Origin of the sequence: Pseudomonas sp. BS3767 (genome assembly GCF_900099665.1) — a bacterium.
Lineage (GTDB): Bacteria > Pseudomonadota > Gammaproteobacteria > Pseudomonadales > Pseudomonadaceae > Aquipseudomonas > Aquipseudomonas cerasi.
Genome location: NZ_FNCX01000006.1, coordinates 57,567 through 72,746 on the forward strand (window position 1 = coordinate 57,567; position 15,180 = coordinate 72,746).

At 62.5% G+C, this 15,180-nt stretch carries 12 protein-coding genes; 2 read left to right on the forward strand and 10 right to left on the reverse strand.

Annotated elements, in window-relative coordinates; translation table 11 throughout:
• Positions 1 to 54: 54 nt before the first annotated feature.
• Together BLR16_RS17845 and BLR16_RS17850 are read left to right on the forward strand one after the other, a co-directional pair.
• Positions 55 to 1,227, forward strand: coding sequence for a lactonase family protein (locus BLR16_RS17845; RefSeq protein WP_074807911.1), 1,173 nt, complete (start codon positions 55 to 57; stop codon positions 1,225 to 1,227).
• A gap of 175 nt (positions 1,228 to 1,402) precedes the next feature.
• The gene (locus BLR16_RS17850; protein ID WP_003305416.1) at positions 1,403 to 1,585 is read left to right on the forward strand and encodes a hypothetical protein; all 183 of its coding nucleotides are present in this window, start codon (positions 1,403 to 1,405) and stop codon (positions 1,583 to 1,585) included.
• 228 nt (positions 1,586 to 1,813) lie between these two features.
• On the opposite strand, the gene BLR16_RS17855 is transcribed toward BLR16_RS17850, so the two are convergent.
• From BLR16_RS17855 to BLR16_RS17900, 10 genes are all read right to left on the reverse strand, one after another.
• Positions 1,814 to 5,458 carry an AAA family ATPase gene (locus BLR16_RS17855; RefSeq protein WP_074807914.1) on the reverse strand — a complete coding sequence of 1,215 codons (3,645 nt, stop codon included), beginning with the start codon at positions 5,456 to 5,458 and terminating at the stop codon, positions 1,814 to 1,816.
• Entirely contained in the window at positions 5,455 to 6,699 is a 1,245-nt protein-coding gene (locus BLR16_RS17860) for an exonuclease SbcCD subunit D C-terminal domain-containing protein (protein ID WP_065350287.1), read from the reverse strand. The genes BLR16_RS17855 and BLR16_RS17860 overlap by 4 nt, the downstream gene beginning before the upstream one ends.
• Positions 6,700 to 6,741: 42 nt before the next feature.
• Positions 6,742 to 8,400, reverse strand: coding sequence for a BatD family protein (locus BLR16_RS17865; protein ID WP_024661609.1), 1,659 nt, complete (start codon positions 8,398 to 8,400; stop codon positions 6,742 to 6,744).
• Positions 8,397 to 10,115, reverse strand: a complete 1,719-nt coding sequence (locus tag BLR16_RS17870) for a VWA domain-containing protein (protein ID WP_024661608.1) — start codon at positions 10,113 to 10,115, stop codon at positions 8,397 to 8,399. The genes BLR16_RS17865 and BLR16_RS17870 overlap by 4 nt, the downstream gene beginning before the upstream one ends.
• Positions 10,112 to 11,170, reverse strand: a complete 1,059-nt coding sequence (locus BLR16_RS17875) for a vWA domain-containing protein (protein WP_004414102.1) — start codon at positions 11,168 to 11,170, stop codon at positions 10,112 to 10,114. The genes BLR16_RS17870 and BLR16_RS17875 overlap by 4 nt, the downstream gene beginning before the upstream one ends.
• Positions 11,163 to 11,657, reverse strand: coding sequence for a DUF4381 domain-containing protein (locus tag BLR16_RS17880; RefSeq protein WP_004414100.1), 495 nt, complete (start codon positions 11,655 to 11,657; stop codon positions 11,163 to 11,165). The genes BLR16_RS17875 and BLR16_RS17880 overlap by 8 nt, the downstream gene beginning before the upstream one ends.
• Positions 11,654 to 12,598: a DUF58 domain-containing protein gene (locus BLR16_RS17885; protein WP_003318876.1), complete on the reverse strand. Its 945-nt coding sequence runs from the start codon at positions 12,596 to 12,598 to the stop codon at positions 11,654 to 11,656. Before BLR16_RS17885 ends, BLR16_RS17880 begins: the two co-directional genes overlap by 4 nt.
• A 4-nt stretch (positions 12,599 to 12,602) precedes the next feature.
• A complete protein-coding gene (locus BLR16_RS17890) occupies positions 12,603 to 13,562 on the reverse strand; it encodes an AAA family ATPase (RefSeq protein WP_003342804.1) in 960 nt (319 codons plus the stop codon).
• Positions 13,563 to 13,771: 209 nt separating this feature from the next.
• Positions 13,772 to 14,518 (reverse strand): amidohydrolase family protein, encoded by a 747-nt coding sequence (locus tag BLR16_RS17895; protein WP_074807923.1) that lies wholly within the window; start codon positions 14,516 to 14,518, stop codon positions 13,772 to 13,774.
• A gap of 48 nt (positions 14,519 to 14,566) precedes the next feature.
• Positions 14,567 to 14,926 carry a hypothetical protein gene (locus BLR16_RS17900; RefSeq protein WP_004414094.1) on the reverse strand — a complete coding sequence of 120 codons (360 nt, stop codon included), beginning with the start codon at positions 14,924 to 14,926 and terminating at the stop codon, positions 14,567 to 14,569.
• Positions 14,927 to 15,180 lie beyond the last annotated feature (254 nt).

Genomic DNA, 15,180 nt, shown 5'->3' on the forward strand with positions numbered 1-15,180 from the left:
ACCCCGACAGTGCCGTAACAGGCATCAATAACTTCGATAACAAGGGATGCCCCCATGCCCCATAAATTTCTGCCGTGGCTGGCGATTGCCAGTGCCATGAGCGCATTTACCTTGCAGGCCCAAGCCATGCCCGATACTGAATTGCTGATAGGTTCCTACACGCAAGGCAAGAGTGAAGGGATCTATCGTTTTGCCTTCGACAGCAAAACCGGGATGATCGGCGCCAAGCCGCTGCAAGTGGTCAAAGCCGAAAACCCGTCGTGGCTGACCGTCTCCAGAGACCAGCGCTACCTGTTCGCGGTCAATGAAAATGGTCCCGGACAAAAAGACGTGGTCGGTAAGGTCAGCAGCTTTGCGATCGACCCGAAAACCCGTCAGATCACGCCGATCAATCAGGTTCAAAGCCGTGGTGAAGAACCGACGCACTCCAGCCTGAGCTACGATGGCCGTTACCTGTTCGTGGCCAACTACGCCGTAAACCCCGACCCGGGCGGTGCGCTGACCGTGGTGCCGGTGGGCAAGGACGGCAAGTTGAGCGAAGCCGTTCAGGTGCTGCCGCTGGGTCCTGGAAGCAAGGTCAACAGTGAGCGGCAGATGTCGTCGCATGTGCACCTGGCCGTGCCGACCCCGGATGACAAGTACGTGGTGACCGCCGACCTGGGCGCTGACAAGCTGTTTGTCTATCAGTATGACGCCAGCCAGGCCAAGCCATTGCAGCCAGCCAAGGTGCCGTTCGTGCAGTTGCCGGGCGGCTCCGGACCCCGGCATACCCTTTTCAGTGGGGATGGCAAGCATGCCTGGCTGGTGCTGGAAATGACCGCCCAGGTCGCAGTGTTCGACTACCATGACGGCGGCTTCAAGCAGACCCAACTGGTCGACATGAAGAACAAGGGCGTGGAAGAGAAAAACGGTGGTGGCGCCTTGCACACTTCACCGGATGGCAAGTTTCTGTACGTGACCAATCGGGGTGACGCGAATCAGGTCGTGGTGTTCCGCATCGATCAGGCCAGCGGCAAGCTTGAAGAAATTCAGCGTCGCTCTCTGGAAGGCAAGGAGCCACGCGAGTTCGCTTTCGATCCGACCGGCACGTTCATGCTGTTCGCCAATCAGAAAAGCAACCAGATCGTGACCGTACGCCGTGATCCGCAGAGCGGGAAGATCGGTGAAACGGTGCAGAAATTCGATGCCGATGCACCTTCGTACCTGCGTTTTCTGAACGACAAGTAAGCTGCCCCGGCTCCAGCCCCCAAGATACAAGGGCTGGAGCCGTTATCATTCTTGATGATATGGGTTAGTGCTACAAAAGATTTCTGCTGAACCACCCTCGGGCGTAAGTTTGAGTCACGGCCATAACGGTCAGGACTTCAAACCAGCGTACAGACAGACAAGAGGGGTGACCGACATGAATTTCAATCTTTTCTCCATCATCGCTGCATCTGCTATCTCGGCAAGCGTCGCTCTTCCGGCCAGCGCCAGTGTCGAAGTGAACGACAAGAAAGCCCATGCGACTCAGACGTACACAACCAAATACCTGCAGCAGAGCGCTAATTTCTACGCAGCGCTGGACCACAAATCTGCCCAGTGATTGATCAGCCGTCACGCTTTCGCGAGCATGTTCGCCCACACAGGTCCCTGCGACTTACTGCCCAATGCGTGGCAGACCATGCACGGAATGTCAGGCGAGCCTGTTCGCGAAAGCGCTGGTGGCACAACATTCAGGAGGCGGACGCAGAGCGTCCAGAACGGCATTCCCACGCGCAGCGTGAGGAACGATAGTCAACTGCCGTGCCTCACGTTCCGCGTCGCAGGTCCCTCAGTTGCCCACCTCGATTGTGCTCAATCCATTGCCCTGACGACGTACCTTGATCTGCACCGGGATTCGTTCGTGCATTTCTTGGACGTGGGAAATCACGCCGACCTTGCGGCCCTGCGCCTGCAAGCCGTCGAGGGCGTCCATCGCCAGTTGCAGCGATTCCGGATCGAGGCTGCCGAAACCTTCATCGATGAACAGTGACTCGATGCGCAAGGTGCTGGATGCCATCGAGGCGAGGCCCAGCGCCAGTGCCAGCGAGACGAGGAAGGTTTCCCCGCCGGACAGCGAATGAACCGAGCGTAGTTCGTCGCCCATTTCCGTGTCCATGACCAGCAGACCGAGCATGCTGCCGCCGCGTTTCAGGCGGTAACGGCGCACCAGTTGCCTGAGCTGCGCATTGGCATGGTGGACCAGCAGGTCAAGGTTGTAGGCCTGGGCGATTTTGCGAAACCTGTCGCCTTCTGCCGAGCCGATCAACGAAGCCAGACGTGCCCAGCGCAGGTATTCGCTGTTGGCGTCGGCGATGCGCGTCTGCAGTTCGCTGCTGGCGTTGCGGCGGCGCTGATCTTCACTGAGCTCGGCACGCAGGTCGGCGCAGTGCTGCTCACTGAGCGCCGACTGTTCATGGGCCTGTTGCAGCGATGCTTCCAGTTGCGCACTGTCGGTCAGATCACTGTGTTGCGCCTGATGCTGTTGCAGGCGCTGATCGCGTTCCTGCAGCAATACTTTTGCCTGCTCCAGCGCCTTGTCGGTGCTACTCAATTGCACACGCAGTTGCTCGATATGTGCGTCGTCGTAGGTCAGCAGGGTGTCCAGCGCGCTATCGTCCAGTTGCGGATGCTGAGCGCGCCATTCGCTGATCTGCACATCAAGTTCAGCCAGTTCCTGTTGCAGGGCCTGCTGCTGTTGCTGTTCGGACTTTAGCTCGGCAGCCAGTTGAATCAGTTGATTGTGGATATCCTGCAGCGCCTGCGCCGCCAGACTTTCTGCCTGTCTGGCCTGTTCGATAGTCTGCTCCAGCGCCTGTTGCCATTGCTCTGCGCTGGCGTGGTCGCCCAGCAGACCGGCAAGTGTCTGCTGACTGTTATGCCGTTGCTCGCCGAGCCGGGTGACTTCCTGCGCCAGTTCGGTCTGGCGGTGCACGCGAGTCTGCTGCTCGACCTGCTGCTTCTCGATCTTCTGCTGACGCTCGGTTTGCTCCTGCTGCTCTTCGTGTTGCTGCTCCAGCTGATCGAGACGCTGTGTCACCTGCTGTTCTAGCTGCAGCACGGTCGCCGATGCATCGCTGCGCAGACCTTCAAGCACCTGGGGCGATACCAGCGGCGTGAATGCCGTCAGTTCTTCTTCCAGCCGCTGCCCGTCGACCTCCAGTTGCTTGAGCTGCTCGGCAACATGGCCCGCAGCGCTCTGGCTGGCTTCGCTCGCCGCCTGCAGCTGCTGCTGCAGGCGTGCAGCGTCTTTTTGCAGGGTCAGCAAGGCTTGCTGACGTTGCTCGTCACGGCTGATGACTTCGCTCAGTTGACTCAATTGCTGGCTCAACCAGCTGTCGCGCTTCTCGGCGTCGCGGTCGAGTAACTGGGCGGCGAGGGGATGTGACTCCAGGTCCGGTGCCAGGGCCTGATGGCGCGCGTTGAGCTGTTCGTGCTGACGCAGCAGCTCTTTCTGCCGGGCGATCACGCCACCGACCTGCTCACGCAATTGATTGCGTTGCTCGGTCAGCAGGTCCACGGCTTTCTGCGCGCTGGCCTGCTCGTTGTCGTCGTGTTGCGTGAGGCTTTCGAGCAGCGCCTCTGGCTGATGCCAAGGGTGTTCGATGCTGCCGCAGACCGGGCAGGGCTGGTCGTCCTGCAACTGCACGCGCAACTCCTCGACACTGGCGCTGCGGGCGAGGCGCTGGCGCTCCAGCAGCTGCCGGGTAACGGTCAGGGTCTGCTCGGCGACGGTCAGTTCATCACGAACGCGAAGGCCTTCGCTGTTGAGCTGTTCGCGTTGCTGCTGGGCGCTCTGCTGTTGCTGGGTCAGCTCGGCAAGTTGCCGGTCGACGTCCTGCTGACTGGCCCACAGACGGGCCAGCTCCTCGAAGGCACGCTGCTGTTTGCGGTTGTCCTGCAACAGGCTGCCGAGGATCTGCACCTGTTCGGTCACTGCCTCCACTTCGCAATCGGCTTCGCGGTACAGCAACTCCAGCGCGCTGCGTTGCTCGGTCAGCTGCTGATCGGCAGTGTTGGCACGTTGCTGCAGGGCAGGCAGCTCGCTGTGCCCGTGCTTGAGGCGATTGGCGATCAGCGTGAGGGATTTCAGGCGGTCACGCCACGCGTTCCAGGCCTGAGCCAGTGGCGCCAGTTCGCTGCTGTGCTGCAGTTGCCCGGCAATGCGCTCCAGACGTTGAGCCACCTGCTGTTGCTGATCGAGCAGGGTTTGCAGGCTGGTCTGGCCCTGGATGCAGAGCTGCTCGCTCTGCTGGTGCAGGTCGGACGCCTTGGCCATTTCCTGGGCCAGGTGATTCAGGGTGTTCTGGGCTTCGAAAGCCTGCAGCAACAGCGGTTTGGCGCTGCTGTGGGCTCGCTGGGCTTCCAGCAAACTGGCCTGCGCCTGAGTACGGTGGCTTTCCAGCTGTTGCTGCTGGTCGTGCAGCGAGGTCTGCTGTTGCTGATGCTGGCGAATCTGTTCAGCCAGCGGATCAAGCTGAGCATTCAGCGTGACCCGACGCGCGAAGCGATGACGCTGCAGGCCCAGGCGTTCCAGCTGGCCGAGGGTCTGGCGTGCTCCGCTGTGGTCGTCCCAGACCTGTTGCGCACTGTTCAGGGCTTCCTGGGCAGCGAGCTGTTCGTCACGCAGACGGTGCAGCTCGGTGAGCCACTGCTGTTTGATTTCCAGTTGCCGTTGCTGTGTCTGATGGGTCTTGAGCTGCTGCTGCGCGTCGCTCAGGCGTTGTTCCAGTTCAGCCAGCAGTTCCGGGGCCAGCGGGATGATGTTGCTGGCCTGCGCAGTCAGGGTTTTCAGGGCGTCTTCGGCTTCCTTGCTTTTGCTGTACGCGCGCCGACCTAGCTGGCTGTAGATCGCAGTGTTGGTGAGCTTTTCCAGCAGCTCGCTGCGTTCCTTGTCATCCGCCTTGAGGAACGCGCTGAACTCGCTCTGGGCAAGCATCACGGCGCGGGTGAACTGCTCGAAGTTCAAGCCCAGGCGATTTTCGATCAATTGCTCGAATTCGCGTTTGCTCTGGTTGCTGAGGATTTGCTCGCTGTCCAGATCGGTGAGGGTCTGGCGGCTGGCCTGCAGTTTTTTGGTCGCATTGTCGCGCGCGCGATTGGTTTCCCAGCGCGCGCGATAACGCCGCTGATCGATGCCGATGAAGTCCACCTCGGCGTAACCGCTGCCCGTGCCGCGGCGCAGCAGGGTACGTGGGTCGCTGGTGGTGATGTCGCCATCGATGTCCGGGACCTTGGACTGGCCGATATTGCTCAGCCGCGGAATCGCCCCGAACAGCGCCAAACACAAGGCATCGAGCAGGGTGCTTTTGCCCGCGCCGGTAGGACCGGTGATGGCAAACAGTCCGGCGCTGGCCAGCGGCTCGGCAGTGAAGTCGATTTCAAAGGGGCCGGCCAGCGAGGCCAGGTTTTTCAGGCGAATGGCGAGGATTTTCATGGCAGCTCGCTCTCCTGCTGGACTTCGCGCAGCAGCGTGGCGAAATCGGTCAGCGTCTGCTCGTCGACCTCGCTGCCGAAGTTGTCCTGCCAGGCACGGCTGAACAGTTCCTGAGGCGTGAGCTGGTCCAGTTCGATCAGCGTGGCGTCACCCTCGCTGCCGTCCGCGCTGCCTTTGCCGGCATATTCGGCACCGATGCGTACCAGCCGCACGGCCTTGCCCTGTAGGGCGTTTTCGATCTGGTTGCGCAGGTCCGGCTGGGGTTCATCCAGGCGCACGCGCACTTCCAGCCACGGCTGGCGGTCCGGGTCGGCGAGCAGGTCGATGTCCGGCAGCGCCTTGAGCTGTACCAGCAGGTCGGCCAATGGCGCAGGCCCGAGGCGTTGCAGGTTGACGGCGCGAGGGATGAACAGCGGCTCGACACTGGTCAGCGTCTCGCCGTCGCAATTGATCTCCAGAATCTGGTGCTGATAGCTGATTTCCGAAAAGGACAGCGGGATCGGCGAGCCGCTGTAGCGAATGCGCTCCTCGCCGTTGACCCGCTGCGGTTTGTGCAGATGGCCCAACGCAACATAGGTGATGCTCGGCCCGAACAGGCTGGCCGGCAGGGCTTCGGCGTTGCCGATGATCAGGCTGCGTTCGGAGTCTTCCGAGACCGAGCCGCCTGCCATGTGGGCGTGGCTGATGGCGATCAATGCCTGACCGGGCTGGCGCTTGAGGTCAGCCGCCGCGATCAGCAGCTCATGCACCCGGCCGATGCCACGCAGGTAGTCATCGCCCAGGGTCGGACCGGTGACTTCGGCGGGACGCAGGAACGGCAGCGCCAGGCACCAGGCCTTGATGTCGCCATTGGCGTCCGGCAACGGCAACAGCAGGCGTTCGGCATCCAGCACGCCATCGTCCAGCCACATTACCCTGCCCAGCGCGTGGGTACGCAAGCGGCGCATCAGCGGGGCGGGAAGTTCGATACGCGAGCCGGAGTCGTGGTTACCGGCGATCATCACGATGGTCAGCAGCGGCTGCTGCTCGTGGGCGTTGACGATGAAGTCGTACAGGCGTTCCTGCGCTTTGACCGGCGGGTTGACGGTGTCGAAGATGTCGCCCGCGATCAACAGTACATCCGGTTTACGGTCGGCCAGACGGGCCAGTAGCCAGTTCAGGAAGCAGGCGTGTTCGAAATCCCGCTCCTGGCCGTGCAGGTTCTGACCCAGGTGCCAGTCAGAGGTGTGAAACAGACGCATTGGTTTACCTTGTCGTATAGGGGTGTTGCCTGAGCTGCATCCTTATTTGGGATACAGCGGCGGCAACCCGGCATCACCTGCCGGGTCCTGAATATGTTCGGCGGCGGGCAGCTTGCGCACCGCGCGCCAGAGGTCCCCGCCCAGCCACAGTTTGCCGGTTTCGCTGTACAGCGCACCGTTGAGACCGTCCAGGGCATCGGACAGCGGCACGAAACGCGCGGCCATTTCGGCCAGGGTTTCCGGTTGCTGGCGTGCCCAGGCGTCGAGCGCCTGACGGGTGCCCTGCGGATCATTGGCCAGGCAGGCGCGTTTGAGGTCATCGAGTACGGTACGCGGGCTGGGCCCGGTCTGCACGGCCCGGGCGATTGCCGGCTGTCCACGGGCGCGCCACCACAGGCCGAAACCGAGCAGTGTGGTGCAAAGCAGCAGCAATGTGCTCATCTGCCACGGCCAGACTGGCGGACCGATCACGGTCACGCCGCTCATGTCGTTGTTCACCGGGGTGTCCACCGCCAGACCGGGGTTGCTGCTGATCTGCAGGGTGCGCGCGGGCAGGCTGGTGTGCTCCAGATGATCTTCGCGGGTATTCCACCAGGTCACTTCAACCGCAGGCAGGTCGATTGCCCCGGCGCGGGCTGGCACCAGGGCCTCGCGTTCTTCGCGCGTGCCGATCAGGCCGCGTTCGCTGGGCAGGTTGCGCAGTTGTGGCTGATCCGGGTAACGCCGCAGGCCAGGTACTTCTGTGGGCGGCAGAGGTGGCAGCTGCGCGCCGGCCAGCCCTTCGGCCTTGAGCGTCAGGGTGCGGGTCAGCGAATCGCCGACCTGCGTAGTGCCGGGCTCCGGGCTCCAGCTTTCTTCCAGGTTGATACTGCGTGCCGGCAACCAGGCGACATCGGCCGGGTAGTCGGCAGGCTTGGGCTTGACGGTCAACGGCACTTCGGCGGACTTGACCCGCACCGATCGGCCCGGCTGAGGGCCGAACGGATTGCTGTCCTGGGCTTGCGAACCCTCGGCAGGCGTCTGCACCAGCGTGGCGCTGAACACTTGCGCCGGTATCTTCAGCACGCCGCTCTGCTGCGGGTAGATCGCGTAGCGTGTCTCGATGACCCCGTGGCGCACACCGTTGATCAGCTTTTCGTAAGTGCGCGAGTCACCGAGTTTTTCGACCCGTGCGTCCGGCACTTGCAAGGGGCTCAGGCTGCTGTCGTCGAACAGCGACACCGAGTGGTAGACGCGCAGGGTCAGCACGGCCTGGGCCTGAACATACACGCTGTCCTGATCCAGGCTCGCTTCAATAAAGATCGATGCCAGATGGTTGCCTTGCTCCTGGGGCTCGCTCTGCAGGACCTGCAAGGTCAGCGGCTGGCTTTTCAGCTCGCCCAGTTGCAGCGACGGAATCAACACGCTTCCTGTCTCGCGAGGCAGCAGGGTGACAATCCAGCGCGTCGTTGCCTGGCTGCTGCCATCCAGGGTTTTCAGGCTGTTGAGCTGGCGCGTGTCGCGCACCTCGAAACTGCTTTCCAAGGCGCTCATGTCCGGCTTGCCGAACTGCGTCACATCGTCGGTTTCCAGCGTCAACTCGACGGTTTCCCCGGCGTTGAGGCGCGTGCGGTCAACGCTGGCGGTCAGTTGCGCAGCCTGCAGCGACAAGGTGATCAGGCTCAGCAGCAGGCCGATCAATAAGGTGTAAACGCGACTCATCGGGTCTTTTCCTGATGTTGCTGTTCGTAGCGAAATTTGCGCCGCAACAGTTCGCCCGGATCATCCGGAATCTGCCTCAGCCACTGCTCCAGCTCCTGACGCCGCTCGCCGGTCATGGGGCTGTCGGCGGACTGAAGCGGCGGGCGGGTGGTCTGTTCGTCGTCCGTCGACTCGCCCGAGGTGGCCTGGCCGCTGCTGTCCGGCGGCAGGCTTTCGCTGGTGCCGGGTTGATCCGATCGGGACGGGTTCTGCTCGGCGGGTGATGCGCTGCTATTGGGATCTTGCGACGCCTGCTGACCTTCTTCGCCCTGATCGGCCTTGTTCTGTTCGTCCTGGGCAGGCTTTTGCTCTTCGGTCTGATCCAGCAGACTTTGCACCAGTGCCCGATTGGTTTGTGCCGCAGGGAAGTCAGGCTGCCGGTCCAGAGCCTGCTCGTAGGCATCCAGTGCCGCTGCCAGCTCGCCGTTACGGGCCAGCGCATTGCCACGATTGTAGTGGTCGGCGGCGCTGTTGCCTTCGGCAAACTGCCGGGCGGCGCTGGCGTAGTCTTGCGCCTGGTACAACGCCACGCCTTTCCAGCGCGAGTCTTCGAAGCGTTGCGCAGCTTCGGCTGGCCGGTGCTGTTCCAGCAACCGCTGGCCCTGTTGATCGGGACGCAGCCACAGGTCCTGAAACTCGAACGCCTGGCTGTTCTGCGGAAACATGAATATCAGCGGCAGGCAGAACAGCCAGCCGCGCCGACCGGCCAGTGCCGCGATGAGCAGCAGGGGCAGCAGCAACCAGTGGCCCTGGTCAGCCCAGGTGTCGAGTTGCACGACCTGGCCGTCGCGGCTCATGTGTCGAGGGCTGGCCAACAGACCAAGGCTGCGCAAGTCCTCTTCATCGCCGCGTGCCTGGCGATAGCTGCCACCGACCTGATCGGCGAATTCGTTGAGGCTGGTGCTGTCCAGGCGCGGGACCAGAATCGCACCCTGATCGTCCTTGAGCAGGCTGCCGTTTTCCTGTGTGACCGGCGCGCCTTCGGGCGTGCCGACCCCGAGGATGAGCAGTGGCGGCGATTGCCCGCGCAACGCGGCACGGATGCCCTGACGTTCCTGTTCGCTCAGCGACGAGGTGATCAACAGAATCCGCCCCTGACCCAATGCGCCCTGTTTGAGCAGGTGCAGCGCTTTCTGCACGGCCAGATCGGCGCGCTGGCCGGTCACCGGCATGATCGACGGTCTGATGGCTTCCAGCAGGTTGTGGCTGGTGACCAGGTCATCGGACAGCGGCACCAGGGTATGTGCGCTGCCTGCGTAGACAACGACGGCGGTCTGCGCATCGCTGCGCTTTTGCAACAGGTCCAGCAGCTTGCGTCTTGCCTGTTCCAGACGGGTAGGGGGCGTGTCGGTGGCGAGCATCTGTGGGGTGAGTTCGAGAATCACCACCAATGGATCGACCGGCTTCTGGCTGATCTGTTCGACGCGCTGCCAACTGGGGCCCAGCAAGGCGAAAAGGGCCAGCAACCAGGCGAGCCCCAGCGCGACCCATGGCAGTTTGCTGTTGCTGCCGCGCCCACCGTTGAGCAACACCTCGTGAAAGTGAGTGGGCAGCAGCATTTGCCAGCGTCCGGCGCGTTTCTGCCGGTGCCAGAGTCGCCAGATCAGCAGCGCCAGCAGTGGCGTGATCAGCAGCCATTCCGGGCGAAACCAGTGCGGCCAGAGCCCGCTGATCATCGCGACCTCCACAGGCTTTTGCAGCGCTCACGCCAGTTGATGGAACGCACCGCCGTCAGTAGGCGTTGCAGGGCGTTGTTCGGCCACAACTCACGCAGCACCAGCAGCACACTCAGCAGCAGGGCTGTCGCCAGTGGCCATTGATAAAGCGCTTGCGCCGGACGCGCCTGGGTGGGCTGCTGTGCCACCGGCTCCAGGGCATCGAGGGTGGCGCGGATTTTTTCCAGTTGGTCGCCATCGCGCGCGCGGAAATACTGGCCACCGCTTAGGCTGGCGATTTCCTTGAGTGTCGGTTCGTCCAGATCAAGACTGGGGTTGAGGCCAAGTACGCTCTGCAGCGCGTCCTTGTCAGGGTCCGAGCCGATGCCGATCGGGTAGATTTTCACCCCTTCTTCGGCAGCCAGGCGTGCGGCGGTGATCGGATCGATCTGACCGGCGTTGTTGGCGCCGTCGGTGACCAGCACCAGCGCACGACTGGTGGCCGGACGCATACGCAGACGTTTCAGGGCCAGCCCGATGGCATCGCCCAGTGCGGTGTTCTTGCCTGCAATGCCTATCCTCGCCTCGTCGAGCCAGACCCGCACAGTGCGGCGGTCATAGGTCAGTGGCGCCTGAACAAACGCCTGGGTGCCGAACAGGATCAGGCCGACCCTGTCGCCCTTGCGGCCTTCGAGAAAGTCACCGAGCAGTTGTTGCACCAGCACCAGCCGGCTGACTTCATCGCTTTTCCATTGCATGTCCGGGTAGTCCATCGAGCCAGACACGTCGACCGCCACCAGCAGATCGCGGCCGCTGGCAGCCACCGGCAGCGGCTCGCCCAGCCACTGCGGTCGCGCCGTGGCGATCAGCAGCAACAGCCAGATCAGCAAGAACGGCGCACGCTGTCTCCACACCGGCAGATTGGCTTTGGCGCGGCGACCGCTCAGGCCTTCGAGTTCACTGAGAAAGCTGACCTTGAGCGCGGGCTCGCCGCTGTCGGCCATGGGCAGCAGGGCGCGCATCAGCCACGGCAATGGCAGCAGGGCGAAGACCCACGGCCAGGCGAACTCAAACATGTTTGCGGATCCAGGTATCGACTGCCTGAGTCAGGCCGGTGATGGCCTTGTCGTCCAGTTTGCACTCGGGCTTGTAAGCGCCTTCAACCAGAATCATCCAGCGCGTCAGGCCGGCCGCCGGGCAGCGATTGTCGAGGAACGCCAGCCATTTGCGGCCGTTAAGGGTATGGCTCTGGCTGTGTGGGTAGTGGTTACGGCACAGGCGCTTGAGCAGGCCGTTGATCTGCTGCAGCCAGGCACCGGCCGGCGCGCCGTCGTAGGGTTTCGGCAGGCTGGCCAGTTCCGCCAGCGCGGCGAGGCGAACCGGGTCCAGCGGCTGTTCGCTGCGCACGTTGCGGGCCTTGGCCGGCAGCAGTTTGCGCAAGCGCCACAGACCCCAGCCCGCCACGGGGATCAGCAACAGCAGCAGCCACCAGCCCGGCGCAAGCGGCCAGAAGCCGACGGCTTCGGGCGCAATCAGCGGCTCCAGCTGATCGAGGGGATTCATTTGCGCTTCACCGGACGTCGCGCGTTGAGGTATTCGCGCAGTTGTTCGACGAGCTCCGCCTGGGTACTCAATGGCATGAGCAATACCCGCAGCTTCTGCGCCAGCAACTCCCAGCGCGCCGTGCGCTCCTCGCCCTGTTGTCGGTAGGCGCGGCGCAGTTCGGGGTTGAGGGTGTCGATTTCGAGTTGCGCGCCGCGTTCGGCAAAGCGCAGCAAACCGGCAGCGGGCAGGGCGCGGTCCAGTGGGTCGGAAAGCGGCAGCAACAGCAGGTCGCTGTGCCGTGACAGCAGGCTCAGTTGTTGTTCGGCGGCATCGGACAGGGCGCGCTCGTCGCAGAGGACGATGACCAGACTGCCGGGGCGCAGCACTTCCCGTGCGCGACGCAGCGCAGTGCCGAACGCATCGCGGTCTGGCGGAATCTCGGTATGCAGCGACTGATTGACCCGCACCAGCCGGTTGAGCAACTGCAGCAGGCTTTGTTTGCTGCGTCGCGGCTTGATCTCGTAGTGTTCGTTATCGCCGAACACCAACCCGCCGACTCGGTCGTTGTGTTCCAGCGCCGCCCAGCCGATCAGCGCGGCCGCCTGAGCCGCGAGTACCGACTTGAACATCAGGCCGGAGCCGAAGAACAGCCGTCGGCTCTGTTCCACCAGAATGAAAATGGGCCGCTCGCGTTCCTCATGGAACAGCTTGGTGTGCGGCTCCTGCGTGCGTGCCGTGACGCGCCAGTCGATGCTGCGCACATCGTCACCGGCCTGATAGACCCGCACCTGATCGAAATCCACACCACGCCCGCGCAACTTGGAATGGTGCAGGCCGATCAGCGGGCTGCGTTGGCTCGGGGTGGAAAACAGCTGCACTTCCCGCACCCGATGACGCATCTCGATCAGCTCGCTGAGGCTGACGCGGATGCCCGGCTGGGGGATCAGGTAGGGTTGCATGGGGTCAGGCGACGGCCACGACGTCGAGGATGCGCTGAATCACGCGATCCTGATCGATACCGGCCGCTTCGGCCTCGAACGACAGGATGACCCTGTGGCGCAAGACATCGAACAGCACCGCCTGAATGTCTTCGGGGCTGACGAAGTCGCGTCCGGCCAGCCAGGCATGTGCACGGGCACAGCGGTCCAGCGAGATGGAACCCCGCGGGCTGGCACCGTAGGCAATCCATTCGGCCAGTTCAGGGTCGAACTTGGCCGGGGTACGGGTGGCCATGACCAGTTGCACCAGGTATTCCTCGACCGCATCGGCCATGTACAGGCCAAGAATTTCCTTGCGTGCGGCGAAGATCGCCTGCTGGCTGACGCGACGCTCCGGCTTGGTTTCGCCGTTCAGGGCTTCGCCACGCGCCTGTTGAAGGATCTTGCGTTCGACGGCGGCATCCGGGAAACCGATCTTGACGTGCATCAGAAAACGGTCGAGCTGGGCTTCGGGCAGCGGGTAGGTGCCTTCCTGCTCGATGGGGTTCTGGGTCGCCATGACCAGAAACAGCGGCGACAGGTCGTAGGTGCTGCGCCCGACACTGACCTGCCGTTCGGCCATGGCTTCGAGCAACGCCGACTGGACCTTGGCCGGCGCACGGTTGATTTCGTCGGCCAGCACCAGGTTGTGGAAGATCGGCCCTTGCTGGAACACGAAGCTGCCGGTTTCCGGGCGATAGATCTCCGTACCGGTGATGTCGGCAGGCAGCAGGTCAGGGGTGAATTGAATGCGGTGAAACTGGGCTTCGATGCCTTCTGCCAGCTCCTTGATGGCCTTGGTCTTGGCCAGGCCAGGAGCGCCTTCGACCAGCATGTGGCCGTCGGCAAGCAGAGCGATGAGCAGGCGTTCGATCAGCTTTTCCTGGCCAAGGATCTGCGTTGAAAGAAAAGTTCGCAGCGCAATCAGCGCTTCACGATGTTCCATCGGTGACGGTTCCTGGCAGGGCGAACAGCGGTGTCTGGTGACTGCTGAGCTGGGGGCGATACTTTAATCCATCCAGGCAGGTATCGACTAACGACTACCGCGTTTTTTATTGCATTTAGAGAAGTGCCTGTCATTTATGCAGGTATTGTCCTACATGATCCATAGGTATCCATGTAGGAAGGCTGGCTATGGCCCTCGGAACCACGGCGTCAGAGTCGATAGAAGTCCGCCGCGTTTTCCCACAGCGCCTGACGGGCGCCGCTTTCGCCCAATGCGTCGATCAACAGTTCGATATCGTCAGGCCTGAAGGGGCGGGGTGCGCGGGTCGACGGCAGGTCGGTCCCGAACATCAGGGCATTCGGGTTGGCGGCGTGGATATCCCTGAGCGCCTCGCGCACCGGAAAGTCAACACGCCCGAAACCACAGGCCTTGACCCGAACACCGTGCTCGGCAAGTCGCAGGAGCACGGGCAGCCCTTCGGCACTCAACCCCAGGTGATCGATGCTGATGGCAGGTAGTTTGCGCAGGCGTGTTTCGATGGGCGCCAGTTCTCGCGAGTCGATGTACAGCTCGGAGTGCCAGCCTGCGTGTTCATGGACACGCAAGGCCAGTGCCTCCAGCTGGTCGAGCTGCTCCGAGCCGCCGCGCTTGAGGTTGAAGCGCAAGGCGCGCACGCCTGCCGCGTTCAGGTTGTCCAGTTCTGCATCGGTGACGCTGGCGGGCAATTGCGTGACACCGACGAAACCCGGTCCCAGCAGGCACAGGGCCTGAAGAAGATATCCCTGATCAAAGCCCTGAAAGGAACCGGACACCACCGCGCCGCCCTGAACGCCCAGCGGCTGGACCGTCGCAAGGTAGTCAGCGACACCGAACGGCTCCGGCAGATAGCCGTTATTGGCGATCAGCGGGAAATGCGGGTCGATGATGTGGCAGTGGGCGTCGAAAATGCGGTTCATGACACACTCCTGTTCGGCGAAGTACTCACTCTAGCGCTTTTTTGATCATCAGCTGATTGTGCTGGTGTACTCACCGACGTTTTCGAGAATGACCTGTAACGTTTGGTGAACGTCCTGCAACTCGCCTGCATCGGTGGCGTGGAGAATTTCGTACTGATGGTGGCCATCGAGCTGCTTGGCGTCCTGCGTGTCGATTTCCACCAGCAGGCGCTCGGCACTGAAGGTGACTTTCAGGCTGGACACACTCAGTGACTTGTCGTCGCTGACGGTGATTTCCACTTCGTTCTCGTCCGGGAAGCGGGTCAGGGAAAACAGCATGCCGTTTTCTGCGTGGCAGCAGAGCAGTGCCATATCGTCATATTCGTCGTCGCACGGGTTGGCGATGAGGCTGGCGGTCTTGATTTGCATGGGGGGCTCCGGGTCTGTCCAGGTAAGGCGTGAGTGAATTTTGCCAGTCCCGGGCAAATAATGTCGGGCGATATTGGCACCATCGTGCGCAGTGTATCGCGACCTGATGACCGAATATGTCGCAGCCTCGTAAGCAGTGTGCGCTCAGCTCTCGTTAAGCTGCGTGACGGACAAGTGGTGTACGGTGTCGGGTGCGCGTAGCGTTTTTTCACTCCAATGTACAAATGTGACTACCCTGACACGGCGCGCGTTAC

Bases quoted from the DNA above. Each gene is read 5' to 3' on its own strand.
- BLR16_RS17875 (WP_004414102.1), bottom strand. From the start codon at position 11,170: ATGTTTGAGTTCGCCTGGCCGTGGGTCTTCGCCCTGCTGCCATTGCCG.
- BLR16_RS17900 (WP_004414094.1), bottom strand. From the start codon at position 14,926: ATGCAAATCAAGACCGCCAGCCTCATCGCCAACCCGTGCGACGACGAA.
- BLR16_RS17860 (WP_065350287.1), bottom strand. From the start codon at position 6,699: ATGCGTCTGTTTCACACCTCTGACTGGCACCTGGGTCAGAACCTGCAC.
- BLR16_RS17865 (WP_024661609.1), bottom strand. From the start codon at position 8,400: ATGAGTCGCGTTTACACCTTATTGATCGGCCTGCTGCTGAGCCTGATC.
- BLR16_RS17895 (WP_074807923.1), bottom strand. From the start codon at position 14,518: ATGAACCGCATTTTCGACGCCCACTGCCACATCATCGACCCGCATTTC.
- BLR16_RS17845 (WP_074807911.1), top strand. From the start codon at position 55: ATGCCCCATAAATTTCTGCCGTGGCTGGCGATTGCCAGTGCCATGAGC.
- BLR16_RS17880 (WP_004414100.1), bottom strand. From the start codon at position 11,657: ATGAATCCCCTCGATCAGCTGGAGCCGCTGATTGCGCCCGAAGCCGTC.
- BLR16_RS17885 (WP_003318876.1), bottom strand. From the start codon at position 12,598: ATGCAACCCTACCTGATCCCCCAGCCGGGCATCCGCGTCAGCCTCAGC.
- BLR16_RS17870 (WP_024661608.1), bottom strand. From the start codon at position 10,115: ATGATCAGCGGGCTCTGGCCGCACTGGTTTCGCCCGGAATGGCTGCTG.
- BLR16_RS17855 (WP_074807914.1), bottom strand. From the start codon at position 5,458: ATGAAAATCCTCGCCATTCGCCTGAAAAACCTGGCCTCGCTGGCCGGC.
- BLR16_RS17850 (WP_003305416.1), top strand. From the start codon at position 1,403: ATGAATTTCAATCTTTTCTCCATCATCGCTGCATCTGCTATCTCGGCA.
- BLR16_RS17890 (WP_003342804.1), bottom strand. From the start codon at position 13,562: ATGGAACATCGTGAAGCGCTGATTGCGCTGCGAACTTTTCTTTCAACG.